Raw genomic sequence first — 23207 nt, 5'->3', positions numbered from 1 at the left:
CTTCATCGTGGTATTTTCGTTTTCATGCCGGCGCTCATAGCGGCAGGCCTGTCGCCGTGTCGAACAGATGGATGTTGCCCGGCGCTACCGAGACCGGCAGCAGTTCACCCGGCTTGACCTGGATCCGGTCGCGGAACACGGCGCGCACCGTGTCGGCACCGATCGCACCATAGACATGGGTTTCCGAGCCGGTCGGCTCGACGACATCGACCTTGATCGCCAGGGCGTCGACAGCCTCGCCGATGACGAAGTGTTCGGGCCGTATGCCGGCCTCGACCGTGCTGCCAGCCGGCACCGTCTTGCTGCCGAGCGCCAGTCGCCCTCCGCCGGCCGATTCGAACCAGCTTTTCTCGGGCGTCGTCTTCAGGGCGCCGGAGACAAAACTCATCGACGGCGAGCCGATAAAGGAGGCGACGAATTTGTTGGCGGGACGGTCGTAGAGCTCCAGCGGTGCGCCGACCTGCTGGATCTTGCCGCGGTCCATCACCACGATGCGGTCGGCCATGGTCATGGCCTCGATCTGGTCGTGGGTGACATAGACGATGGTCGATTTCAGCCGCTGGTGCAGCGCCTTGATCTCGGTGCGCATCTGCACGCGCAATTGCGCGTCGAGATTGCTGAGCGGCTCGTCGAACAGGAACACCGAGGGTTCGCGCACGATGGCGCGGCCCATGGCGACGCGCTGGCGCTGGCCGCCCGACAGTTCCCGGGGATAGCGGTCGAGATAGGAGAACAGGTTGAGGACGCCAGAGGCCTTTTTCACCTTGGCGTCGATTGCCGTGCGGCTTTCGCCGCGGATCTTTGGGCCAAAGCCGATATTGTCGGCCGCTTTCAGGTGCGGAAACAGCGCATAGGACTGGAAGACCATCGCGATGTTACGCTGCTGTGGCGGCAAATCGTTGGCGCGCACGCCGCCGATCAAGAGGTCGCCTGCGGTGATCGGCTCCAGCCCGGCCAGCATGCGCAGCAAGGTCGACTTGCCGGAGCCGGAAGGGCCGACCAGCACGACGAACTCGCCGCTCTTGATGTCGAGGCTGATGTTTTCGAGGATCTTGTGGCGTCCGAAAGATTTCGACAGGTCGCGGAACTCGACATCGGTCATGGTCAGGCTCCCAATATGTCGTCGATGAAGGGCAGGAAGCCGGCGGTCAGTCCGGCGTCGACCGGCACCACCGCGCCGGTTATCCCCGATGCGCGATCCGAAACAAGGAAGGCCACCGCTTCGGCCACTTCCGTGGCGTCGACGATGCGGCCGAGCGGATAGAGCCGCTTGAGCTTGCCGAGAACATCCGGGTTCTTGGCCAGCCGATGGTCCCATGCGGCGGTGCGGATCGAGCCGGGGCAGACGACATTGGCGCGCAGCCCGTTGCGGCCGAGTTCCACAGCGACCGCTTTGGCATAGGCATTGATGCCGGCCTTGGCCGCGGCATAGGCCGGGTTGCCGAAGTGGGCGATGGCGTTGACGGAAGAGATGAAGACGACGCTGCCCGAACCGCGCGCGGCCATTGCCTTGATCAGCGGATCGGCGAACAGCATCACCCCGGTCAGATTGAGGTCGAGTTCATGCGTGATCTTGTCGGGGGTCAGCGCTGCAAGAGTCTCGGCGCGCGTCCAGCCGGCATTGTTGATCAGGATGTCGGGCACGCCGTCTTTCTCGAGGATCGCCGTGATCGCGGCATCGGTGGAGATCCGGTCGAGAAGGTCGAAGACGTGGCGCGACGCCAGATGCGGACTGCCGAGCTGGTCTTGCGACTGGTCGCAGCCGACGACGCGCGCGCCTCGTTCGGCCAGCAGCGCCACAATAGCCGAGCCGAGCCCGCCGCCGGCGCCGGTCACCAGCACGGTCTTGCCTGCGAATTCGGCCGTTGAAACCACGCTGCGCGCCTCCCTGGGATCTACGATAATCGGAAAACGCTATTTTAAGAAATGTAATTAAGCAACAGGATAATCCGCTTGCACAGCGCGAAATCATGGATAATGTAGGAAAGTCACATAAAGCCGTGGCCGCCTCAAAGCCGCAAGAGTGCAGACGCAATCAAATGGGAGAGATCGAATGAAGCTTGCAAAATGGACTGTCGGCGTGATGGCCGGAATGAGCCTGCTCGCCCTGGCCGCGCAGGCAGATGCCGGCGAGGTGCGCGTAACCGTCGCCGAATACAGCGCCAAGACCGGCCCGTATTTCGAAGCGGTGAAAAAGGAATTCGAGGCAGCCAACCCGGGTATCACCGTCAAGTTCGAAGTTGTGCCGTGGGACGTGCTGCTGCAGAAGCTGACCACCGACATCACGGCCGGTACCAATGCCGACCTGTCGATCATCGGCACCCGCTGGCTGATCGATTTCGTCCAGCAGGATGTCGCCGAGCCGCTCGACGCCTACATCAAGCCAGACTTCAAGGACCGCTTCATCGACACCTTCCTGTCGCCGTCGATCATGGAGGGCAAGACCTATGGCCTGCCGATCGCGGCCTCGGCGCGCGCCATGTACTACAACAAGGAATTGTTCGAGAAGGCCGGAATCGCCAACCCGCCGGCAACCTGGACCGAGTTGCAGGAGGATGCGCGCAAGATCAAGGCACTGGGCACCGGCACGTTCGGCTTCGGCCTGCAGGGCAAGGAGATCGAGACCGACGTCTATTATTATTATGCGATGTGGTCGCAAGGCACCGAGATTCTCAACAAGGATGGCACGTCGGGCCTCGGCACGCCGGGCGCGCTCGAAGCCGCCAAGCTCTACAAGTCGATGATCGACGAAGGCCTGACGGAACCCGGCGTCACCTCCAACAACCGCGAGGACGTCCAGAACCTGTTCAAGCAGGGCAAGGTCGGCATGATGATCACCGCGCCCTTCCTGTCCAACCAGATCAAGGACGAGGCGCCGAACCTGAAATACGGCGTGGCCGCTATCCCCGCCGGACCGACCGGCGCGCGCGGCACGTACGGCGTCACCGATTCCATCATCATGTTCAAGAATTCCAAGAACAAGGATGAGGCCTGGAAGCTGCTCGACTTCCTGTTCACCACCGAACAGCGCGCCAAGTTCACGCAAGGGGAAGGCTTCCTGCCGGTGAACAAGGAAGAGGCCAAGATGGACTATTACGTCAACAATGCCGATCTGGCAGCGTTCACCGCGCTGCTGCCCGACGCCCGCTTTGCGCCGGTCATCCCCGGCTGGGAAGAAGTCGCCCAGATCACCTCGGATGCCATGCAGAAGATCTATCTCGGCGGCGACCCCGAGGCAGGCTTGAAGGAAGCGGCTGCCAAGGCCAACGCCGTGATCAAGAAATAGGGCGTATCTCCCTGCGCCCGGCGCGCCCCTGAGATCGGGGCGCGCCACACTTTCCTCTCCCTCCGGAGGGGGAGAGGTGGCTCGGCGAAGCCGAGACGGAGTGGGGGAACCACCTGGCAACCGCCGCGAACGGACATAGGAAGGGCAATAGGGGCAAACATCACCTCGCCTTGCGCCCCAAGGGTCGACCCCCCGAGCTTCGCTCGACACCTCTCCCCTGATCGACGGGGGAGAGGAAAGGCATTCTTCTGAAGCGCTGCTAAAGACCGATATGCAAGATTGATCCGAGCTGGCGTGCCAGCGCCACAGAACCACGGTACAAAACCGGCCGATGCAAAATCGCTTCTTGCCCTATCTGCTGACCTTGCCCAGCCTGTTGCTGGCGGCGGTCGTCATCTTCTGGCCGGTCTGGGACCTGATCCAGATCTCGACGCATGACGTCAGCCGCTTCGGCCAGCTACGCGACTTCAACGATTTCGCCAATTATTCAGCCTTCCTCGCCGATCCCGATTTCCTGGCGGCACTCTGGCGCACCGGCCTGTGGACGTTGCTGGTGGTCGGCGGCGCGCTGCTGTTGTCGGTGCCGGTGGCGATGATCCTCAACACCGATTTCTACGGCCGCGGCATTGCCCGCGTCATCATCATGCTGCCCTGGGCGGTGTCGCTGACGATGACGGCGGTGGTCTGGCGCTGGGCGCTCAACGGTGAAAGCGGCATGCTGAACTCGGCGCTGATCGGGCTCGGCCTGATCCATGAAAACATCCAGTGGCTGGCGCGCGCCGAGACGGCATTCCCGATGCAGGTGCTGATCGGCATATTGGTGACGGTACCGTTCACCACGACCATCTTCCTCGGCGGCCTGTCGTCGATCCCCGACGACCTCTACGAGGCGGCGGCCCTGGAGGGGGCGACGCCGCTGCAGCAGTTCCGCGAGATCACCTTTCCGCTGCTGAAGCCGTTCATCAACATCGCCATCGTGCTCAACACCATCTACGTCTTCAATTCCTTCCCGATCATCTGGGTGATGACGCAGGGCGGGCCGGCCAACTCGACCGACATATTGGTCACCCATCTCTACAAGCTGGCCTTCCGCATCGGCAAGCTGGGCGAAGCATCGGCGGTGTCGCTGCTGATGTTCGCCATCCTTTTGATCTTCACCATGATCTATGTGCGGCTTGCCATGCGGGAGCAGCGCACATGACGCCCAAGCTGAAGCGTACGATCATCGCCTGGCTGCTGCTTTCGCCGCTGCTCGTGGTGACGATCTTCCCCTTCGCGGTAATGTTTTTGACCGCGGTCAAGCCGCGGCAGGAGGTGCTGTCGCCGACCTGGTGGCCAAGCGAATTCCACTGGTCGAATTTTGCCGACATGTGGGTGGCGACCGGCTTTGGCCAGGCGCTGGCCAATTCGCTCTATGTCTCTGTTATCGCCACCGTCGGCGCCATCCTGATCTCGGTGCCGGCCGCCTATGCCATGTCGCGGTTTCGCTTTGCCGGCTATGGCGCCTTCCGCCAGTTCCTGCTGATCTCGCAGATGATCTCGCCGATCGTGCTGGTGCTCGGCCTGTTCCGGCTGATGGCGGCCTGGGGTCTGATCGAATCCACGACCGCGCTCGGCGTCATCTACATGGCTTTCAACGTCGCCTTCACCGTGTGGATGCTGCAAAGCTATTTCGACACCATCCCGCGCGATCTCGAGGAAGCAGCGTGGATGGAAGGCGCCGGCCGATGGCTGACCTTGCGAAAAGTGTTTCTGCCGCTTTGCCTGCCGGCAATAGCGGTGACCGCCATCTTCACCTTCATCAACGCATGGAATGAGTTCGTCGTTGCGCTCACAATGCTGCGCAGCCAGGAAAGTTACACGCTGCCTATCCAGGTGTTCTCGCTGGTCGCCGGCCGCTACACGATCGAATGGCACCATGTAATGGCGGCGACGCTGCTGGCGACGCTGCCGGTGGCAATCCTGTTCATCTGGCTGCAGCGCTATCTCGTCCGCGGGCTGGCGCTCGGGGCGGTCAAATAACGGCGCCATTCACAACGGAGCTTTCATGCGCATCTTCACCGCCTCGCTGGCGACCGAAACCAACACCTTCTCGCCGGTGCCGACCGACCGGGCGTCGTTCGAGATGGCGTTCTATGCCGGGCCGGGCAAGCATCCAGACACGCCGACCTTGTGCTCCTCGCCGATGGTCGCGCTGCGCCGGCGTGCGGCTGCCGAAGGGCTGACCGTCATCGAAGGCACCGCCACCTGGGCGGAGCCGGGCGGGCTGGTGCAGCGGCAGACCTATAAGTCGTTGCGCGACGAGATTCTCGGCCAGTTGAAGGCAGCCTTGCCGGTCGACGCCGTCATCCTCGGCCTGCACGGCGCCATGGTGGCGCAAGGCTATGACGATTGCGAAGGCGATCTGCTGGAACGGGTTCGCGCAATCGTCGGGCCCGACGTGGTGATCGCGGTCGAGCTCGACCCGCACAGTCATCTGACCCCAAAGCGCGTCGCGGCATGCAATGTCATGGCCTATTTCCTCGAATTCCCGCACACCGACTTCTATGAGCGCGGCGAACATGTCGTCGAGCTTGGATTGGCGGCGGCGCGCGACGAGATCAAGCCGGTGATCTCGACGTTCGACTGCCGCATGATCCAGGTGCTGCCGACCAGCCGCGAGCCGATGCGCTCCTTCGTCGACCGCATCAAGGCGCTGCACGGCAAGGACGGCGTGCTGTCGGTCTCGGTCATCCATGGCTTCATGGCCGCGGACGTGCCGGAAATGGGCACGCGCATCCTGGTCGTCACTGACAATGACAAGGCCAAGGGCGATGCGCTGGCGGAGAGGCTAGGGCACGAGCTTTACGCCATCCGCGAAAGGACGGCGATGACGATGCTGAACACCGAGGACGGCATCGCGCGGGCACTGGCCGTGCGCAAGGAAAATCCCGGCAAGCCGGTTGTGATTGCCGACATCTGGGACAATCCCGGCGGTGGCGTCGCCGGCGACGGTACGGTCGTGCTGCGCGCCATGCTGGAACAGGGCGTGGACAATTTTGGCGTGGCGACGATCTGGGACCCGATCGCTGTCACCTTTTGCCAGGCGGCAGGCGAAGGCGCCGTCATCGACCTGCGCTTCGGCGGCAAGGCCGGGCCGCTGGCCGGCGAACCGATCGATGCGCGCGTCAAGGTGTTGAAAGCCGTCCCCGAGGGCTGGCAGAGCTTCGGGCCGAGCCGGGTGACGCTCGGACCGACGGCGCTGGTGCGGCTCGAAGGCACCGAAATCGACATCATCCTCAACACCAACCGCACGCAGACCTTCGAGCCGGATGTCTTCTCCAACATCGGTGTCGATCCGTTGTCGAAGGACATATTGCTGATCAAGTCAACCAACCATTTCTACGCCGGCTTTGAACCGATCGCGGCGGAGATCATCTATGTCTCGGCGCCGAGCTCGTATCCGAGCAATCCGGCGGTGACGGATTACAGGAAGCTGACGCGGCCGGTGTGGCCACGGGTGGCGGATCCTTGGCGCTGGTGATCTCCCCCTCGAGGGGGGAGATAAGGCGGCGCTATAGCAATCCCCGCTTCACCATCATCGCTTCCGGCGAAGGCATCTTGCCGCGGAACGCCGTGTACAGCTCCTCCGGATCCTTCGACCCGCCAGCGGCATAGATATTCTTCCGAAGCCGTTCCGCCAGCGCCGGGTTGAAGGGATCGCCGGTCTCCTCGAAGGCGGCGAAGGCGTCGGCGTCGAGCACTTCCGACCACATGTAGGAATAGTAGCCGGCTGAATAACCGTCGCCGGAGAAGATATGGCCGAAATGCGGGGTGCGATGACGCATGGCGATGGTGTCGGGCATATCAAGCTTTTCCAGCGTTTCGGCTTCGAAACGCAGCGGTTCCGCCGGCGCATCCGGCCGCGCGTGATACGCCATGTCGATCAGCGCCGACGCTGTGAACTCGACCGTGGCGAAACCGGCGCCGAACGTGCGGGCGGCCAGCATCTTGTCGAGCAGCGACTTCGGCATCGGCTTGCCGGTCTTAACATGCAGCGCATGCTTTTCCAGCACTGCGGGCACCGTCAGCCAGTGCTCGTAGAGCTGCGAAGGCAGTTCGACGAAATCGCGGGAAACCGAGGTGCCCGCCACCGACGGCCAGGTGACGTCGGTCAGCATGCCGTGTAAAGCATGGCCGAACTCGTGGAACAGGGTCTTGGCCTCATCGACCGACAACAGCGCTGCTTCCCCGGCCGGCGGCTTGGCGAAGTTCATGATATTGTAGATCACCGGCTTGGAGCCATCGCCAAGCTTGTAGCCCGACTTCAGCGCGCTCATCCACGCGCCGGAGCGCTTCGAGGACCGGGCGAAATAGTCGGCGAGGAACAGGCCGCGCTCGCTGCCATCGGCGTTCTTCACCACGAAGACGCGCGCGTCGGGATGCCAGGCGGCGATGCCCTTCTTCTCCTCGAAAGTGATGCCGAACAGTTTTGTGGCGACGTCGAAGCAGGCGTCGATGATGCGGTCGAGTTGCAGATAGGGTTTCAGTTCCGCCTCGTCGAAGGCGAATTTTTCGGCGCGCAATTTCTCCTGGTAGAAGCGCCAGTCCCAGGCGGCGAATTTTTCGTTGCTGCCTGCCTTGGTCGCCAGCCGCTCCAGCTCCTTCTGGTCGGCGGCGGCCTTCTCCAGCGCTTTCTCCCAGACCGGGTCGAGGAGGTCGTGCACCGCCTTCGGCGTCTTGGCCATGGTGTCGTCGAGTTTCAGCGCGGCGAACGAGGCATAGCCTAGCAGCCTGGCCTTTTCGGCGCGCAGTTTCAGCATGTCGCGCACCACTGCGGTGTTGTCGCTGGCGCCGCCATTCTGGCCGCGCATGGTGAAAGCGCGGAAGGCGCTCTCGCGCAGGTCGCGGCGTTCGGAGAAGGTCGTGAACGGCTCATAGATAGAGCGCGACAAGGTGACTGCGTAGCGGCCTTTCTGGCCGCGCGTCTCGGCGGCTTCGGCCATCGAACTCTTCACGAAGTCCGGCAGGCCCGCAAGATCAGCCTCGTCGAGGAAAAGCGCCCAGTCGCGCTCGTCGGCCAGCACGTTCTGGCCGAAGGTCGTGCCGAGCGAGGACAGCTCCTCGCTGATGTTGGCCAGCCGCTTCTTGCCGTCGGCGTCGAGTTTTGCGCCCGATCGCACAAAGCCTTTCCAGGTCTTCTCCAGCACCCGCAGCGTCTCGGCGTCGAGTTTGAGCGTCTCACGGCGCTGGTAGAGATCGTCGACGCGGGCAAACAATTTCTCGTTCATCGAGATCGCCGAGAAATGCCTCGACATTTTTGGCGAGATATCGCGCTCCAGCGCCTGGATCGCATCGTTGGTGTGGGCGCCGGCCCGGCACCAGAAGATCGACGAGACATGGTCGAGCGGCTCACCGGCGAGCTCGAGGGCTGCCAGCGTATTCTCGATGGTCGGCGCATCCTTGTTGCCGGCGATCGCATCGATTTCGGCCTCATGTGCCTTCAGCGCCGCGTCGAACACCGAGGAGAAATCGTCGTCGCCGATGCTGGCAAAATCCGGCAGGCCGAGCGGCCCTTGCCATTTGGTCAGCGGATGGGCGGCGAGATCGACGGTTTTCGTGGACGGCATGGGGGATCTTTCGATGATTGGCGGAGCTTGCTGACCGATGTAGGGCGATGACTGGCGCGGCGCAACAGCGCGGCCGTTCAAGCCCGCGTCAGAAGCCGTCGCAATTTTCCGCGATCGCCGCTTGCGAACTGGCGGTGATGCGGTTGCCGGTGACGGCGAACGTCTCCTGCATCAGCATGTCATTGTTGGGGAAATCATAGCAGGCGATGACAGTTGTGACGCCGGCCTCGCTCTTTTCGACGCGATGCCGGATTGCGGCGCCGGCGACCGCGCCCTTCCATTCGTCGATCGACGCGATGAACTCCTGCTTCGACTGTACGACGCCGAGATCGTCGAGCTTGATGCGGACATCGTCGGCGAGCAGGTCCGACAATTCGGTGCGATCGGCGACCAGCAGCGCCGAATACCAGCGGTCGATAATGGCGCCGTCATCGGAGCGGGCAGGGACGAGCGAAATCAGCAGCGCCGCTACGGCGAAAGCGATCGCAGGCCAAACCCGCATTCTTGCCTCCTCTTATTTGACCATGCCCTTATCCGAAAACCGGTTCCCACTTTTCGGGATCATGGGTCTACGTCAAATCCGGCCGCTCGAAGTCGCCGGTGTCCTTGTTCATCACCCAGAGCTCGCCGGTCGAGATGTCGAACCAGGCGCCATGCAGCGACAGCCGCCCCTTGCCTTCGAGGATGGAGACGCAAGGGAAGGTCCTGAGATTGGCGATCGAATAGCGGATGGAAATCCGCTCCAGCGCCGTCTGCCGTTCGGTTGTCGTCATGAACGTGCTGGACGAAACGGTTTCGGCCGCCGGCGCGATCAGGCTCATCCATTTGCCGATGAAGTCGCCGGGCGACAGCGGCGCCGAATTGGTGTCGAGCGCGGCGCGGATGCCGCCGCAGCGGCCATGGCCCATCACCACGATGTTTTTCACCTTCAGGCTCTGCACGGCGAATTCGAGCGCGGCCGAGGTCGAGTGGAACTCGCCGTCCGGCGCATAGGGCGGCACCAGATTGCCGACATTGCGCAGGACGAACAGTTCGCCCGGACCGGCGTCGAAGATCGCCTCGGGGGCAGAGCGGGAATCGCAGCAGGCAACGATCATGGTTTCGGGCGCCTGCCCTTCGCGGGCGAGCTCGCGATAGCGTCCGCTCTCGGTGAGATAGCGGCCATTCATGAAGTTGCGGTAGCCGGTCCAAAGATGTTCGGGGAGATGGGGCATGGGCTAGGGATGAAGCCTTTCGGGGTTAGCGACGGCAGCTCATTTCAAGTTAGAAAGGCTCTAACGGCAAATGCCCGTCGCGGGCAATGCCGAATTGCGGATGGCTTCGTCGCAAATCGCCATGCCGCACGCATGGCTCGCCGCTTGCCTCACGCCCAGATCGCCAGGGGAATGCCCAAACGGTCGGCAAGCGGCGGGTCGGGAAACGGCTTTGCCTCGCCGCCGGCAATGCGTCCGGCAATCAGCATCATCGCTGCGGCGTCGAGGAAATCGTCGGCGGCAGCACCGCGTTGCGGCGGCTGGTCGAGGAAAGCTCTGGTATAGCCGTGCCGGCAGAGCAGTGCCTTGCGCTCTTCCATCCCGGCAGGATTGACTGCGCCCTTGATCTTCTTCGGCAGCGTCATCGGTTCTTCGCCGTTCAGCCGGCAGAAGGCCACTTCGGGGTGCGATTCGAAGACGCGGCGGCGCAGTTCCGGACGCATAATCAGCAGCGCGTCGATCTCGCGGATCTTGGCAAAGATGCCGAAGGCCTGGATCGAGACGCCGCGTGGCGGATCGGAGGTCGCCTTGGCCACCTCGCTGGCGCGCCGATGCGCCTCATACCAAGCCTCGACCGTGGTGAAGTCGCTGATGTCGGCGTAGAGGGCCGCGCGGGACGGGATAGAGAAGATGCTGGATTGCCGTGCTCCGAGCATTGGCCGTACCAAGGTCTCCGGCCCGCGCCCGCCTCTTTGCGAGACGTCCGGCAGGCCGATCGGCATGTCGACGGCCACTGTCGCATCGGCGGGCAAGGCGTCGAGCAGGGCCGCAAAGCTGGGAAAGACGCGGACTGACGGCGCGGCATCCAGATCGCGGCGGACGGCGATCCAGCCGGCCTTGCAGCCGTCTACGCCGACGACCACGGTCGAGGTCACGCCCGGCGGTCCCGCCCCGGATGCGTGAGGTGGCGCAGCTGCACCATCGCCATCGGATGCGACAGGCTCTGGGCATCGGTTTCAAGCTGCAACTCGTCGCCGCCACGCTTGGCGGTTCGCGCCAGGATTTCGTAGACGGCGGCGGTGGTCGATTGCAGCGCCTTGATCGGCGGCTGCCCCGACAGGATGCGGGCGAGGTAGACGGCCGCAGTCAGGTCGCCGAGGCCATTCGGCGGCTTGTCGATGAGGCGGTGTTCGGCCAGCAGCGCCTGGGTGCCGTCAAGCAGCAGATTGCCGGTGCCGCCGGTCATCATCGACTGTGCCGACGTCACCAGCATTGTTGACGGTCCGGCATGGAGGGCGGCCGAGATCACCGATTTCAGATCGGGCAAAGGCGCGCCGGCCATCCACTCCAGCTCATAGCGGTTGGGGGTGGCGATGTCGGCGATCGGCATCAGCCGGTCGCGTATCGCGGCGGCCGTCGGCTCGGGCACATAGAGCCCGCCGGAATCGCCCATCACCGGATCGCATATATAGATCGCGTCCGGCGTCTTGGCCTTGACCGCCGCAACCAGCGAGGCGACGGCCTCGGCCTGGCCGGCCTCGCCGAGATAGCCCGACAGCACCGCGCCCACCTCGCCCAGCCAGGGCGCGCGCTCGAGATCGGCCATCAGCGCCTTGAACTGGTCGAGCGGCGGCACGATGCGCGTGGCGCGGCCATGGCCCGGATGCCAGGGCAGGATGACCGTCGGCACCGCCCACACCGGAAAGCCCAGCGTCTCCAGCGCAAACACGGCGGCGCGGTTACCGACCGAGCCGCGGGCGACATGGCTGGAAATGACGATGACCGCGCGCGGCGCGTCGGCTTTTTCGCTGTTCATGGAAAATCCTAGATACGGATAATTTTTCGTTGAATCGTCATCCTGATCTATCTCTTTGGTTGGAGCATGATCTCCGGACAAAACGGTTCCCGCTTGTCCGAGAAAACCGGTTCCCACTTTTCAGGATCATGCTCTAGCTGCCCCGGGAGACGTAGTACACGAGCCAGATCAAAAGGCCGAGGGCGACGATGAGCCCAAGTGCGCGACCGATGCGGGTGCCCCAGACCTCGATCGGATCGGATCGGTCGGCCTCGGCTGCGGTAACATGATCGCGCGCGCCTTTCGCTGCCCGTGACACCAGCGATGCGCCGCCAAGGCCGCCCTCGTTCGCCACGCGCTCAATAATGCGGCGCGATTCGCTGTCATCGTCGCGGCGTTCCGCCATGATCCTGTCCTGTTTGCCGGCAACCATATCGTGTTCGCGCGATCAATCACAGGGCCTCGCCGGCGCATGAATGCGCGCCAGGAATGCGCGCCAGCGGCAGACATTTTCTTGAGCGCGGATTGTGCTAATGCTTCGCATGCAACTTCTGTCGAGGGACCTCACCATGTTTGCCCAGCGCCTTGCCTTCCCTTTCCGCAGTCTGCCGGCCGTGCTGATGATGGCCGTCGTGCTGCCTCTGCTCGCCGGCTGCGGCTTCAATACCATCCCGACGGCGGAGGAGAACGCCAAGGCGGCATGGAGCGAGGTGCTGAACCAGTATCAGCGTCGGTCCGACCTCATTCCCAATTTGGTCGAGACGGTGAAGGGCTATGCTTCGCATGAAAAGGACACGCTCGATGCGGTGGTCGAGGCGCGCGCCAAGGCAACGCAGATCACGGTGACGCCGGAAACGCTGAAGGACCCCGAAGCGCTCAAGAAGTTCCAGGATGCGCAATCAGGGCTGACCAGCGCGCTGTCGCGGCTGATCGCGGTGTCGGAGGCCTATCCCGACCTCAAGGCCAACCAGAATTTCCTGGCGCTGCAGGCGCAACTCGAAGGCACCGAGAACCGTATCGCCGTGGCGCGGCGCGACTACATCCTGGCGGTCAAGGATTACAATCTGACGCTGAGGACCTTTCCGTCGGTGCTATGGGCAACCTTCTGGTTCCGCAGCAACGAGCCCTTCGCCAACTTCACCGTCGAAGAAGACAAGATGCAGCCGCCGAAGGTCGATTTCGGCACGAAGCAGGGCGGGTGATGACGTCTGGGTGAGCTTGGCCTTTGCCAGCCTTGCGTTCCTTCACACCCCCCTCTGTCCTGCCGGACATCTCCCCCTCAAGGGGGGAGATCAGCTGTCTTCTGTCCTTGCGCCAAATATCAGCGTTGCCGGCTGAGCGTCGGCAGCGAGATTGCCAATCTCCCCCCTCGAGGGGGAGATGTCCGGCAGGACAGAGGGGGACGCGAAGGAACGCCAACCTTGGTGTTCTTCTCGCCTTTCTGGCCGTCTTCCTGCCCCTCACCGCCTTCGCCGCCGACCTCCCCGCGCTGACCGGCCGCGTCGTCGATAACGCCGGCATTATCGACGCGGGAACCAAAGCCGCGCTCACCCAGAAACTCGCCGACTTCGAGACAAAAGGCTCCGACCAGATCGTCGTCGCCACCATCCCCAGCCTCGACGGCGAGGAGATTGAGCCTTACGCCAACCGGCTGTTTCGCTTCTGGAAGCTCGGCCAGGCCAAGGAAAATAACGGCGTGCTGCTGCTGGTGGCGCCGAACGACCGCAAGATGCGCATCGAGGTCGGCTATGGGCTGGAAGGCACGCTGACCGATTTGCACACCAAGCTGATCATCGAAAACGACATGGTGCCGGCGTTCCGCGCCGGCGATTTCTCCGGGGGCATTTCCAAGGCCGTCGACGACATGGTGATGGTGCTGGAAGGCAATCCGGAGGAATTGGAGGCGCGCGGCGAGCGCAACCAGAAGCCGCCCATCAATACCGACAATCTGTTCTTCGGCGTCTTCATCAGCATCTGGGCAATCATCTTCTTCGGCAGCATGGCCGCCTCCATCCTGCCGCCGATCTTCGGCCAAAAACTCGGTCCCGGCCGCTATCGCTGGCTCGGCATGACATTCGAGCCGGGCCGGCGGTCGTCCAGCGGCGGCTGGTCTTCGGGCGGGGGCGGCTGGTCGTCGGGTTCAAGCGGTGGTGGCGGCTTTTCCGGCGGCGGCGGTTCGTCCGGCGGCGGCGGCTCCTCGGGAAGCTGGTGACGAGATGACAACACGCATCGCCAATCCCTGGCATGGCCGCTTCGCCACGATGACCGGCGCTGCCTTGCTGGTCTTGCTCGTCAGCTTCGCGGCGCTGGCGGCGGAACTGCCCGCCCTCACCGGTCGTGTCGTCGACAATGCAGGCATCATCGATGCCGCGACCGAGGCGGCGCTCACCCAAAGACTGGCCGATTTCGAGACCAAAGGCTCCGACCAGATCGTCGTCGCGACGGTTCCCAGCCTCGACGGCGAGGAGATCGAGCCTTACGCCACCCGGCTGTTCAACGCTTGGAAGCTCGGCCAGAAGGCCAAGAACAATGGCGTGCTTCTGCTGGTGGCCGTGAACGACCGCAAGATGCGCATCGAGGTCGGCTACGGGCTGGAAGCCACGCTCACCAACCAGCACGCCACACGGATCATTGAAGGCATGGTGCCGGCCTTCCGCGCCGGGGATTTCTCCGGCGGTATTTCCAAAGCGGTCGACGACATGATCATGGTGATTGAGGACAGTCATGGTGGTTGAGGGGAACTGGTGACGGCATGACAGTACGCGTCTTCAATCCGCCAAGACCTGGCCGCGCAGCCGCGACGATCGGCATCGCGCTGTTGACGATGCTCACCATGCTGTTTGTAGCTTTGGCGGCAGACCTGCCGGCACTCACCGGGCGGGTGGTCGACAATGCCGGTATTATCGACGCCGCGACCAAGGCGGCACTGACGCAGAAGCTCGCGGATTTCGAGACCAAAGGCTCCGACCAGATCGTCGTCGCCACCATCCCCAGCCTCGACGGCGAGGAGATCGAACCCTACGCCAACCGGCTGTTCCGCTTTTGGAAACTCGGGCAGGCCGGCGAAAACAACGGCGTGCTTCTGCTGGTGGCCAAGAACGACCACAAGATGCGCATCGAGGTCGGCTACGGGCTGGAAGGCACGCTGACCGACCTGCACACCAAACTGATCATCGAAAACGACATGGTGCCGGCGTTCCGCGCCGGTGATTTCTCCGGCGGCATTTCCAAGGCCGTCGACGACATGGTCATGGTGCTGGAAGGCAACCCGGAAGAGCTGGAGGCGCGCGGCAAGCGCAACCCGGCCGACCGCAGCACGCCCATCGATCCCGTCGTCGCGGTCTTCCTGATCCTGTGGGCGGCGATGTTCTTCGGCGGCCTGGCGATGGCCTTCCTGCCGCCGATCTTCGGCACCAAGCTGTCGCCGGGCGTGTATAAATGGCTGGGCATGACCTTTCGCTACGGCCAGGGGCCGAGCGGATCGTCCTCGGGCTCCAGCAGCTGGACAACAAGTTCGTCGTCGGGCAGCGGATGGTCATCGGGAAGTTCGGGCAGCAGCTGGTCTTCGGGCTCAAGCAGCGGCGGCGGGTTTTCAGGCGGCGGCGGTTCGTCTGGCGGTGGCGGGTCTTCAGGGAGCTGGTGAGAGAAGATGGCAACACGACCGATCAGCCCACAGGACCATGAGCGCATCGCCACCGCGATCCGCGCGGCCGAGGCCAAAACCGACGGCGAGATCTACTGCGTCGTTGCGCATGCCAGCGACGGCTATTTCTTTCCCGCCGCCTTCATGGCGACATCAGGCATGCTGATTGCCAGCCTCGCCGTCGCTTATGGGCTGGAAGCCTGGTGGCTGTCGATCCGGCTGCCGCATTTCGTCATTGTCCAACTGCTGGCACTGGCCTCGGTGTTGGTGCTTTTGTGGGCGCTGCCGGGCTTGCGCATCCATCTGGTGCCGCGCCGGCAGCGTTATCAGGCGGCACATCACAATGCGCTCAGGCAGTTCCTCGCCCGCAATGTCCACCGCACCACGGCGCGCACCGGCGTGCTGGTCTTCGTGTCGATCGCCGAGCGTTATGCCGAAGTGGTCGCCGATTCGGGCATCGACAGCAAGGTCGGCCAGCATGTCTGGGACGGCGTGGTGCGCGATCTCCTGCAGCATGCCGGTGACGACCGGCTCGCCGACGGCTTCGTCAAGGCGATCGGGCAGGTCGGCGCGGTGCTGGCCGAGCATTTCCCGGTGACGTCGGGCGACGCCAATGAACTGGACGATCATCTGGTCGAGATCTGAAAAGCCAGCAAGCGCTACCCGGACGGACGCCTGATCGCGCCGGCTGGGCGCGTTTTCCAGGCAGGCTTTGCCCATTGTCAGCAGTGTCGCGATCGGCTGTGAGAAAGCGGTCGGCGGGCTGACCTCGAGTCTTGCAAATGGCCGATGCGGGTTTATGGTTAACAAATCATGAATACGCTGAGCATCGACATCAGGAAAGCCGAACCGCGCGACGCCGGCGCCATTGCCGACGTGCACCAGCAGGCTTGGGAGGGCGCCTATTCCGGCATCATCCCGCATCGCTCGCTGACCTCGATGATCAACCGCCGCGGCGCCGACTGGTGGGCCAACGCCATCCGCCGCGCCGCCACCGTTCTGGTGGTCGAGATCGGCGGCACCATCGCCGGCTATGCCACGATCGGCAAGAACCGCGCCCGCGAGCTGAAGCAACAGGGCGAAATCTACGAACTTTACCTGCGTCCGGAATATCAGGGCATCGGGCTCGGCAGCCGGCTGTTCAAGGCGGCGCGGGCGCGGCTTGCCGACCACGGGCTGAAGGGAATGGTGGTGTGGGCGCTGGAAGACAACCAGAACGCACTTTCCTTCTATGCCGGCGCGGGTGGCCGTGACGTCGCCGAAGGCGTCGAGATTTTCGAGCAGAGGGCGCTCAAGAAGGTCGCCTTCGTCTGGGAATGACCGGCCTCGGTTACAAATCATCATAAACCGTGCGCTTCCGTTAGCGCTTCGCACCAATCGCCGCATTGCACCATGCCGCGCCGCCCGCTATCGATCTTGGACATCGAGAGAGGGATTTAAGCCATGCGAATCGAAGCCATTGCCATCGGAAAGAACCCGCCCGAGGACATCAACGTCATCATCGAGGTGCCGATCGGCGGCGAGCCGATCAAGTACGAGATGGACAAGGAGGCCGGCACGCTGTTCGTCGACCGTTTCCTGCATACGTCGATGCGCTACCCCGGCAATTACGGTTTCGTGCCGCACACGCTGTCGGGCGACGGCGACCCGATCGACGTGCTGGTCTGCAACACGCGCGCGCTGGTGCCGGGCTGCGTCATCAATGTGCGGCCGATCGGCGTGCTGGTGATGGAAGACAATGCCGGCCAGGACGAGAAGGTCATTGCCGTGCCCTCGCCGAAGCTGACGCTGCGCTACGAAAACGTCACCGAATACACGCAGCTGCCCGAGATCACCCGCGACCAGGTCCAGCACTTCTTCGAGCACTACAAGGATCTCGAGCCCGGCAAATGGGTCAAGATCGAAGGCTGGCACGATTCGAAATACGCCAAGAAGATGATCGTCGACGCGATCGCACGGGCGAAGGCGGCGAAGTAGCGCCGAGAGAGGCCTGCGTCTCGTTCAAGTAAGCGGCAAACGCCAGCGCGAGGCACCCCCCTCTGGCCTGCCGGCCATCTCCCCCTCAAGGGGGGAGTCGCAACGGCTTTCGTCAATTTTCAGCGCCGAAAGAAAAGCGCCGCCAGCGAAGCTGCCAATCTCCCCCCTTGAGGGGGAGATGCCCGGCAGGGCAGAGGGGGGTGCCTTGCACCCACGTGGCTAGTTATCCACCCGACCAAACGCCGGCACGTTGCCGATGACGGTGTGCTTGTCCTTGCCACAGGCGAAACTCTTCGCCTTTTCGTCCGCCAGCTTGCGCGCCTGGTCGTTGGCCTGAGGGTTGCCGGTGGCGAGCACGAGGCCGATGGTGCAGCCGTCGCGGGCTTCCATCTGGGCGACCTTGGCGACGAGCAGCACTTCGGTCGGCTTGTTCTCATCCTCGGGATTGCTGATCGAGCGGCGGTGGATCACGGCAAAGGGAACGGCAACGTCGCCCTTGGTCTCGATGCGCCATTCGACTTTGGCGCCGGACGAGTTGAAGCCGGAAAAGCTCTCCCAGACCGAGGTCATCTCGCCGCCGGGCGGAAACCCGTAGAATAGCGATTCACGCGCATCGTCATAGGCGATCAGCACGGGATAGCCGCGATAGCCGGAGCAGGCGAGTTCGGCCCAGTCGCCATCGCCTTCCTCGGCCTGCGCATAGGTGACGCAATCCTTTTGCGAGTCGAGGTCGGTGTAGACGCTGGATATTCCGTCGGCATGGGCGACCTGGCAGAGGCCGGCAAGGGCAAGCGAGAGCAGAAGAGCGCGCATGGCGAATAATCCCTGTGGTTATTTCGCTATCGGGCTCTGAGCCTCGCAAAAAAATATAGCGCGTACAAAGCGGAAAACGAAGCGGCTGCAACGAACGCCTGGTAGTCCATCCAGCAGATTGCGAGGAGTGACGCGCAGGCGGCAAGCAGGACGACGGGAACAAAAACATCCAGGTATAAAAATACCAAAGCGACTGCGCTTATCGACGCGATCAGAATGCGCGCCGTTTGGGTAATGCCGTGTGCCTTGCCGTCGAAATACATCCCAACATACATCGCAACCGATGCGACCAAAAACAGAAAAAGCACTCTGCGCAGAACGGCCTCCTTGACCCTGTGCTCGTTCAGGTCGAAGACCGTGGCAATATCCCTCTTTTCCTCGTGCGAGATCAACGCCAGGTCGCCCCGCTTCATGTAATTGATCCCGAACATTTTTTTGAGATCGTCCAAAATCGTCTGAGCAATGTTCAAGTCGTTACCTGCGATTCTGTTTTGATCGCTGACATGACAGCGATATTGCTTGCGGTTGGAATGGATCGCAAGAGGTCTATTTCTTCAAGCTCGCCTCGATCAGCAGGTCGGCGTTGCGGGCGACCGCTGCCGCCGGGCCGCCGAGGCCGAAGAGCTGGCCACTGATATAGGCGCCTTCGATCAACAGCAGCAGGCCGTCGCCGAGCGTCTCAGGGTCTTTAGCGCCCATCGCTGCGGCCATCGCGCGCAGGCGGTGGCGCAACTCCTGCTTGTTGGCCTCGCTGACGACGCGCGCCGGATGGCCATGTTCGGGATATTCCACCGCCGCGTTGGTCATGCCGCAGCCGCGATAGTCCGGCCTTTGCGTGCGCTTGCCGACGCGAGTCAGGAAAGCCCTGAGCTGTGCCCGCGGGTCGCCGGGATGGGCAGCCACGGCTTCGTCGAAACGCTCCCAATACTCACGGTCATATTGCCTGAGATAGGAAGCGGCGAGCTCGTCCTTGGAGGGAAAGCTGCGGTACAGGCTGGGCTTGGTGACGCCGGCGCGCTTGACGATCTCGTCGACGCCGATCGCCCGGATGCCGCGGCGGTAGAACAGGTCGTAGGCCACGTCGAGGATTTTCTTGGCAGCCTTGGGCGGTGCGGCTGCATGACCGTCCTTGATGGTCAGTTCAATATTTTTGTCCGTTGGCATGGTATGACTCGATTGACGTGTTACCGATCGGTACGTATACATGTCCTCACCCTGCAACGTACCGGTCAGTAACATGATAGCTCAATCCCGTCCCTTTGGCCAGCGCTACGCTTTCGTCGTGGTTGGCGTCATCTTCCTTTGCCTGTTGATCGCGGCCGGGCTTCGTTCCGCACCCTCGGTGATGATGCTGCCGTTGGATAAAAGCTTCGGCTGGGGGCGCGATACGGTTTCGATTGCCGCTGCGATCGGCATCTTCCTTTACGGCCTGACCGGGCCGTTTGCCGCCGCATTGATGGAGCGTATCGGCTTGCGCCGCACGCTGCTTGCCTCGCTTGTGATCATGTCGGGCTCGACCGCGCTCAGCCTACTGATGACCGAGCCCTGGCACCTGTTCCTCACCTGGGGCGTGTTTTCCGGCATCGGCTCCGGCGCGGTCGCCACCGTGCTCGGCGCCACCATCGTCAACCGCTGGTTCAAGACCAATCGCGGCTTGGTGATGGGGCTGATGTCGGCCTCCAGCGCCACCGGCCTGTTGGTGTTCCTGCCGCTGCTGGCATCGCTCGCCCAGTCGGGCGGCTGGCAGCCCGTCGCTATCGCCGTCTCGATCGCCACCGCCTGTCTTCTGCCGCTGGTCTGGCTGTTGGTTCCGGAGCGTCCCGCTTCGATCGGCATGGTGCGCTATGGCGCCGGGGCGGATGACGTGCCGCCGGTATCGCCGGCATCGCAAGGCAATTTCCTGGCGCATACGCTGAACACGCTACGCCGCGCTGCCCGCACCCGCGTCTTCTGGTATCTGTTCGCCACGTTCTTCATCTGCGGCTTCACCACCAACGGGCTGGTCGGCACGCATCTGATCTCCTTCTGCGGCGACATGGGCATCCCCGAGGTACAGGCCGCGGGCCTGCTGTCGCTTATGGGCATTTTCGACCTGATCGGGACGACGCTCTCGGGCTGGCTCACCGACCGTTTCGACCCGCGCAAGCTGCTCGGCGTCTACTACGGCATTCGCGGCCTGGCGCTGATCTATCTGCCCTATTCCGGCTTCTCGGCGACCAGCCTGATCATCTTCGCCGTGCTCTACGGTCTCGACTGGATCGCCACCGTGCCGCCGACGCTCAGGCTCGCCAACGAGGCCTTCGGTGACCGCAGCGGCCCGATCGTGTTCGGCTGGATCGTAGCCGGCCACCAAGTCGGCGCCGCCACCGCCGCCGCCTTCGGCGGCACCATGCGCGAATTGCAGGGCAATTACGAACTGGCCTTCCTGATCGCCGGCATGACGGCGATCGTGGCCGCGTGTCTGTCGCTGCTGATCAATACGAGCAGGCCGGCTTTCGATCCGGAGCCGCAAGCGGCGTAAGGCGCTGGGCGCTAATCTCCCCCCTTGAGGGGGAGATGGCCGCAAAGCGGCCAGAGGGGGTCGGTCCGACGGGGCTCAGCGTTCTTTGTGACGAAAGAGGAAGTCGGCGCTTCACGCGCGGCGACCCCCTCTGTCGCCTTCGGCGACATCTCCCCCTCAAGGGGGGAGATCACTCGCCTGTTCACTGTTATCAAAACTTCATCTTTCCGAGATGCGGCTGAAACATTGAAGCAGGACGCTGGTGGCGAACGTTCAAGCCATCAGGAGACAGCCATGAACAAGCTTTCGTTGACCCGCCGCGCTTTCGTCACCTCTGCCAGCGCCGCCGGTCTGCTCGGCGCATCGGGGCTCGCTTTGCCCTATTATTCGCGCGCCAGCCAGCGCCCGGCCTTCACCCATGGCGTCCAGTCCGGCGATGTCGATGCCTCGAGCGGCATGGTGTGGACGCGCACCGACCGGCCTTCGCGCGTCATGTTCGAAGTGTCGTCGACGGAAAACTTCGCCAATGCGACGCGGCTGGCGCCGCTCGATACCTCGCCGGCCAGCGACTTCACGGTCAAGCGCCTGCTTACCGAACTCGCCTCCGACCAGGATATCTTCTACCGGATGACTGCCGCCGACCTGTCGGATATCAACGCCGTTTCCGAACCGATCGTCGGCCGTTTCCGCACAGCACCCGCCTCGAAGCGCGACATAAAATTCGCCTGGTCGGGCGACACGGCCGGCCAGGGCTGGGGAATCGATGAGACCGGCATGAAAACCTACGCCACCATCGCCAGGCACACGCCGGATTTCTTCCTGCATTCCGGCGACACCATCTATGCCGATGGCGCCATGAAGGACGAGGTAGACCTGCCTGGCGGCGGCAAGTGGAAAAACGTCGTCCTGATCGACGGCAAGCGCAAGGTGGCCGAGACGCTGGATGAGTACCGCGACCAGTGGAAATACAACATGATGGACAAAAACGTTCTGGCCTTGAGCGCCATCTGCCCGACCTTCTACCAGTGGGACGATCACGAGGTGCTGAACAACTGGTCGGATTCGAAGAATCTCGGCGCCGACAGCCGCTACACCGAAAAATCCATCCATGTGCTCGCGGCGCGTGCGGCGCGCGCCTTCCATGAGATGACGACGATCCGCTACGAGCCGTCCGAGCCCGGCCGCGTCTACCGCAAGATCGCGCATGGGCCGCTGCTCGACGTGTTCTTCCTCGACATGCGCTCCTATCGCGGCCCGAACGGCGCCGACATGCAGGAGGACATGACGCCGCAGTCACGCATGCTGGGCGAACAGCAGACGAAATGGCTGAAGCGCGAGCTGACGAATTCCAGGGCGACCTGGAAGATCATTGCCGCCGACATGCCGCTCGGCCTCGTCGTCTGGGACGACGGCGCCAAGAAGGTCGGCGCGGAAGCCATCAGCAATGGCGACAATGGCCTGCCCAAAGGCCGCGAGCTCGAGATCGCCGACCTGTTGCGCTACATCAAGACTGCCGGCATCACCAACACGGTCTGGTTGACCGCCGATGTCCACTACACGGCGGCGCACTATTACAACCCCGACAAGGCGCGGTTCCAGGATTTCAATCCTTTCTGGGAATTCGTCTCGGGCCCGATCCACGCCGGTACCTTCGGTCCCAATGATTTCGACATGACCTTCGGCCCGGAGCTGAAATTCATCAAGGCGCCGACCACCGAACAGGGCCAGAACCTGCCACCCTCGGCCGGCCTGCAGTTCTTTGGCCTGGTGGACATTTCAGGGGCGACAGAGCAGCTGACCGTGCGGCTGATGGATCGCGACGACATCGAGCTTTACAAGGTGACGCTCGATCCGGTGCGGTCGGCGTAAGCCTTTGGGCCGGTGCGAAGGATCGCTATGCCTGGAATGGGCAGCCGTCAGTCCGGGTAGCAAACCGTCGGAATCTTCGGCCACACCGCGCTGTCGCAGCCTGCAACCCGCTGCCTCTGCTTGAAAGAGGCGCTGACCGGGCCGGTGACCACGGGGTCGACGCCATCAGGGGCGTCGGCAAACATCTGCTCGGCCGTCCGGTCGGGCGACGAAGCCGGATTGGCTTCCTTCACCGTGGCGGCCGATTGAGCGGCATTGGCCGCCAGCACGGCAGCGAATGCGACCGAAGCGATGAGGGGCCAAAATCGGTTGAGTTTGTCGGTCATGAATTTCGAACTACCCGGGCCCAGAAAGGTTCCCGCCTTGGTTAACAAAACCATCTCACACCGAGATGCTTAAGATTTGATGAGTATTTGGTGGTGCGCCTCCTCTTTCGCAATTGCGAAAAACCCTGTATGAGCCGCGCAACCGAAAGAGGCGGCGCCTTCTGGCCTGCTGCCTGCAACGCTCCCGAGACCACAA

24 protein-coding genes and 1 pseudogene are annotated in these 23207 nt (G+C 63.1%); 13 read left to right on the top strand and 12 right to left on the bottom strand.

What is annotated here, in order from left to right; all coding sequences use genetic code 11:
• Positions 1-34 precede the first annotated feature (34 nt).
• On the bottom strand, positions 35-1102 hold the full coding sequence (locus tag AC3EMP_RS02615) for an ABC transporter ATP-binding protein (RefSeq protein ID WP_352712183.1): 1068 nt from the start codon (positions 1100-1102) through the stop codon (positions 35-37).
• A gap of 2 nt (positions 1103-1104) precedes the next feature.
• Positions 1105-1875, bottom strand: coding sequence for an SDR family oxidoreductase (locus AC3EMP_RS02610; RefSeq protein ID WP_023688835.1), 771 nt, complete (start codon positions 1873-1875; stop codon positions 1105-1107).
• Positions 1876-2053: 178 nt separating this feature from the next.
• Between AC3EMP_RS02610 and AC3EMP_RS02605 the strand changes: the two genes are divergently transcribed.
• The 4 genes from AC3EMP_RS02605 (at position 2054) to AC3EMP_RS02590 (ending at position 6809) form a co-directional block, all read left to right on the top strand.
• A complete protein-coding gene (locus tag AC3EMP_RS02605) occupies positions 2054-3286 on the top strand; it encodes an ABC transporter substrate-binding protein (protein ID WP_023736814.1) in 1233 nt (410 codons plus the stop codon).
• 331 nt (positions 3287-3617) lie between these two features.
• On the top strand, positions 3618-4487 hold the full coding sequence (locus AC3EMP_RS02600) for a carbohydrate ABC transporter permease (protein ID WP_023681441.1): 870 nt from the start codon (positions 3618-3620) through the stop codon (positions 4485-4487).
• Positions 4484-5308, top strand: coding sequence for a carbohydrate ABC transporter permease (locus AC3EMP_RS02595; RefSeq protein WP_023668609.1), 825 nt, complete (start codon positions 4484-4486; stop codon positions 5306-5308). The genes AC3EMP_RS02600 and AC3EMP_RS02595 overlap by 4 nt, the downstream gene beginning before the upstream one ends.
• Before the next feature lie 25 nt (positions 5309-5333).
• Positions 5334-6809, top strand: coding sequence for a M81 family metallopeptidase (locus tag AC3EMP_RS02590; protein WP_488494582.1), 1476 nt, complete (start codon positions 5334-5336; stop codon positions 6807-6809).
• A gap of 31 nt (positions 6810-6840) precedes the next feature.
• Here AC3EMP_RS02590 and AC3EMP_RS02585 read toward each other — a convergent pair whose 3' ends face one another.
• From AC3EMP_RS02585 to AC3EMP_RS02560, 6 genes are all read right to left on the bottom strand, one after another.
• Complete coding sequence (locus AC3EMP_RS02585) at positions 6841-8895, bottom strand: M3 family metallopeptidase (protein ID WP_023688838.1); 2055 nt, start codon at positions 8893-8895, stop codon at positions 6841-6843.
• Positions 8896-8983: 88 nt separating this feature from the next.
• Positions 8984-9397: a hypothetical protein gene (locus AC3EMP_RS02580; protein WP_023688839.1), complete on the bottom strand. Its 414-nt coding sequence runs from the start codon at positions 9395-9397 to the stop codon at positions 8984-8986.
• 67 nt (positions 9398-9464) lie between these two features.
• Complete coding sequence (locus AC3EMP_RS02575) at positions 9465-10109, bottom strand: carbonic anhydrase (RefSeq protein WP_023668613.1); 645 nt, start codon at positions 10107-10109, stop codon at positions 9465-9467.
• A 149-nt stretch (positions 10110-10258) separates the two neighbouring features.
• Positions 10259-11023 carry a DUF429 domain-containing protein gene (locus AC3EMP_RS02570; protein WP_352712185.1) on the bottom strand — a complete coding sequence of 255 codons (765 nt, stop codon included), beginning with the start codon at positions 11021-11023 and terminating at the stop codon, positions 10259-10261.
• Positions 11020-11904, bottom strand: coding sequence for a pyridoxal kinase PdxY (gene pdxY, locus AC3EMP_RS02565; RefSeq protein WP_023681436.1), 885 nt, complete (start codon positions 11902-11904; stop codon positions 11020-11022). Before pdxY ends, AC3EMP_RS02570 begins: the two co-directional genes overlap by 4 nt.
• 133 nt (positions 11905-12037) lie before the next feature.
• A complete protein-coding gene (locus AC3EMP_RS02560) occupies positions 12038-12289 on the bottom strand; it encodes a hypothetical protein (protein WP_023681435.1) in 252 nt (83 codons plus the stop codon).
• Positions 12290-12452: 163 nt separating this feature from the next.
• On the opposite strand from AC3EMP_RS02560, the gene AC3EMP_RS02555 reads away from it, so the two are divergent.
• From AC3EMP_RS02555 to ppa, 7 genes and pseudogenes are all read left to right on the top strand, one after another.
• Positions 12453-13085 carry a LemA family protein gene (locus AC3EMP_RS02555; protein WP_023681434.1) on the top strand — a complete coding sequence of 211 codons (633 nt, stop codon included), beginning with the start codon at positions 12453-12455 and terminating at the stop codon, positions 13083-13085.
• Positions 13086-13324: 239 nt separating this feature from the next.
• Positions 13325-14095, top strand: a complete 771-nt coding sequence (locus tag AC3EMP_RS02550; protein WP_196813610.1) for a TPM domain-containing protein — start codon at positions 13325-13327, stop codon at positions 14093-14095.
• A 49-nt stretch (positions 14096-14144) separates the two neighbouring features.
• A pseudogene (locus AC3EMP_RS02545) lies at positions 14145-14600 on the top strand (TPM domain-containing protein); the annotation flags it as partial.
• 35 nt (positions 14601-14635) lie between these two features.
• Positions 14636-15526 (top strand): TPM domain-containing protein, encoded by an 891-nt coding sequence (locus AC3EMP_RS02540; RefSeq protein ID WP_023824318.1) that lies wholly within the window; start codon positions 14636-14638, stop codon positions 15524-15526.
• Between the two features lie 6 nt (positions 15527-15532).
• On the top strand, positions 15533-16171 hold the full coding sequence (locus AC3EMP_RS02535; protein WP_023668621.1) for a TPM domain-containing protein: 639 nt from the start codon (positions 15533-15535) through the stop codon (positions 16169-16171).
• A gap of 168 nt (positions 16172-16339) precedes the next feature.
• Positions 16340-16846, top strand: coding sequence for a GNAT family N-acetyltransferase (locus tag AC3EMP_RS02530; RefSeq protein WP_023668622.1), 507 nt, complete (start codon positions 16340-16342; stop codon positions 16844-16846).
• A 123-nt stretch (positions 16847-16969) separates the two neighbouring features.
• The gene (gene ppa / locus AC3EMP_RS02525) at positions 16970-17503 is read left to right on the top strand and encodes an inorganic diphosphatase (RefSeq protein ID WP_023668623.1); all 534 of its coding nucleotides are present in this window, start codon (positions 16970-16972) and stop codon (positions 17501-17503) included.
• 219 nt (positions 17504-17722) lie between these two features.
• On the opposite strand, the gene AC3EMP_RS02520 is transcribed toward ppa, so the two are convergent.
• From AC3EMP_RS02520 to AC3EMP_RS02510, 3 genes are all read right to left on the bottom strand, one after another.
• Positions 17723-18316, bottom strand: a complete 594-nt coding sequence (locus AC3EMP_RS02520; protein WP_023745364.1) for a hypothetical protein — start codon at positions 18314-18316, stop codon at positions 17723-17725.
• Positions 18317-18342: 26 nt separating this feature from the next.
• On the bottom strand, positions 18343-18786 hold the full coding sequence (locus AC3EMP_RS02515) for a hypothetical protein (RefSeq protein WP_023681428.1): 444 nt from the start codon (positions 18784-18786) through the stop codon (positions 18343-18345).
• A gap of 76 nt (positions 18787-18862) precedes the next feature.
• Positions 18863-19480, bottom strand: coding sequence for a TetR/AcrR family transcriptional regulator (locus AC3EMP_RS02510; RefSeq protein WP_023681427.1), 618 nt, complete (start codon positions 19478-19480; stop codon positions 18863-18865).
• A 73-nt stretch (positions 19481-19553) separates the two neighbouring features.
• Here AC3EMP_RS02510 and AC3EMP_RS02505 point away from each other — a divergent pair, with 73 nt between their 5' ends.
• Positions 19554-20837: an MFS transporter gene (locus AC3EMP_RS02505; protein ID WP_031198487.1), complete on the top strand. Its 1284-nt coding sequence runs from the start codon at positions 19554-19556 to the stop codon at positions 20835-20837.
• Positions 20838-21110: 273 nt separating this feature from the next.
• On the top strand, positions 21111-22685 hold the full coding sequence (locus tag AC3EMP_RS02500) for an alkaline phosphatase D family protein (RefSeq protein ID WP_023704969.1): 1575 nt from the start codon (positions 21111-21113) through the stop codon (positions 22683-22685).
• A gap of 47 nt (positions 22686-22732) precedes the next feature.
• Here AC3EMP_RS02500 and AC3EMP_RS02495 read toward each other — a convergent pair whose 3' ends face one another.
• Positions 22733-23065: a hypothetical protein gene (locus tag AC3EMP_RS02495; RefSeq protein ID WP_023704968.1), complete on the bottom strand. Its 333-nt coding sequence runs from the start codon at positions 23063-23065 to the stop codon at positions 22733-22735.
• Between the last annotated feature and the right edge of the window lie 142 nt (positions 23066-23207).

This window comes from Mesorhizobium sp. P160219 (assembly GCF_057786095.1).
This window is presented reverse-complemented; position numbering and strand designations above follow the sequence as displayed.

Bases quoted from the DNA above. Each gene is read 5' to 3' on its own strand.
- AC3EMP_RS02510 (WP_023681427.1), bottom strand. From the start codon at position 19,480: ATGCCAACGGACAAAAATATTGAACTGACCATCAAGGACGGTCATGCA.
- AC3EMP_RS02575 (WP_023668613.1), bottom strand. From the start codon at position 10,109: ATGCCCCATCTCCCCGAACATCTTTGGACCGGCTACCGCAACTTCATG.
- AC3EMP_RS02535 (WP_023668621.1), top strand. From the start codon at position 15,533: ATGGCAACACGACCGATCAGCCCACAGGACCATGAGCGCATCGCCACC.
- AC3EMP_RS02600 (WP_023681441.1), top strand. From the start codon at position 3,618: ATGCAAAATCGCTTCTTGCCCTATCTGCTGACCTTGCCCAGCCTGTTG.
- AC3EMP_RS02605 (WP_023736814.1), top strand. From the start codon at position 2,054: ATGAAGCTTGCAAAATGGACTGTCGGCGTGATGGCCGGAATGAGCCTG.
- ppa (WP_023668623.1), top strand. From the start codon at position 16,970: ATGCGAATCGAAGCCATTGCCATCGGAAAGAACCCGCCCGAGGACATC.
- AC3EMP_RS02505 (WP_031198487.1), top strand. From the start codon at position 19,554: ATGATAGCTCAATCCCGTCCCTTTGGCCAGCGCTACGCTTTCGTCGTG.
- AC3EMP_RS02560 (WP_023681435.1), bottom strand. From the start codon at position 12,289: ATGGCGGAACGCCGCGACGATGACAGCGAATCGCGCCGCATTATTGAG.
- AC3EMP_RS02585 (WP_023688838.1), bottom strand. From the start codon at position 8,895: ATGCCGTCCACGAAAACCGTCGATCTCGCCGCCCATCCGCTGACCAAA.
- AC3EMP_RS02615 (WP_352712183.1), bottom strand. From the start codon at position 1,102: ATGACCGATGTCGAGTTCCGCGACCTGTCGAAATCTTTCGGACGCCAC.
- AC3EMP_RS02540 (WP_023824318.1), top strand. From the start codon at position 14,636: ATGACAGTACGCGTCTTCAATCCGCCAAGACCTGGCCGCGCAGCCGCG.
- AC3EMP_RS02595 (WP_023668609.1), top strand. From the start codon at position 4,484: ATGACGCCCAAGCTGAAGCGTACGATCATCGCCTGGCTGCTGCTTTCG.
- AC3EMP_RS02590 (WP_488494582.1), top strand. From the start codon at position 5,334: ATGCGCATCTTCACCGCCTCGCTGGCGACCGAAACCAACACCTTCTCG.
- AC3EMP_RS02555 (WP_023681434.1), top strand. From the start codon at position 12,453: ATGTTTGCCCAGCGCCTTGCCTTCCCTTTCCGCAGTCTGCCGGCCGTG.
- AC3EMP_RS02500 (WP_023704969.1), top strand. From the start codon at position 21,111: ATGAACAAGCTTTCGTTGACCCGCCGCGCTTTCGTCACCTCTGCCAGC.
- pdxY (WP_023681436.1), bottom strand. From the start codon at position 11,904: ATGAACAGCGAAAAAGCCGACGCGCCGCGCGCGGTCATCGTCATTTCC.
- AC3EMP_RS02530 (WP_023668622.1), top strand. From the start codon at position 16,340: ATGAATACGCTGAGCATCGACATCAGGAAAGCCGAACCGCGCGACGCC.
- AC3EMP_RS02520 (WP_023745364.1), bottom strand. From the start codon at position 18,316: ATGCGCGCTCTTCTGCTCTCGCTTGCCCTTGCCGGCCTCTGCCAGGTC.
- AC3EMP_RS02495 (WP_023704968.1), bottom strand. From the start codon at position 23,065: ATGGTTTTGTTAACCAAGGCGGGAACCTTTCTGGGCCCGGGTAGTTCG.
- AC3EMP_RS02580 (WP_023688839.1), bottom strand. From the start codon at position 9,397: ATGCGGGTTTGGCCTGCGATCGCTTTCGCCGTAGCGGCGCTGCTGATT.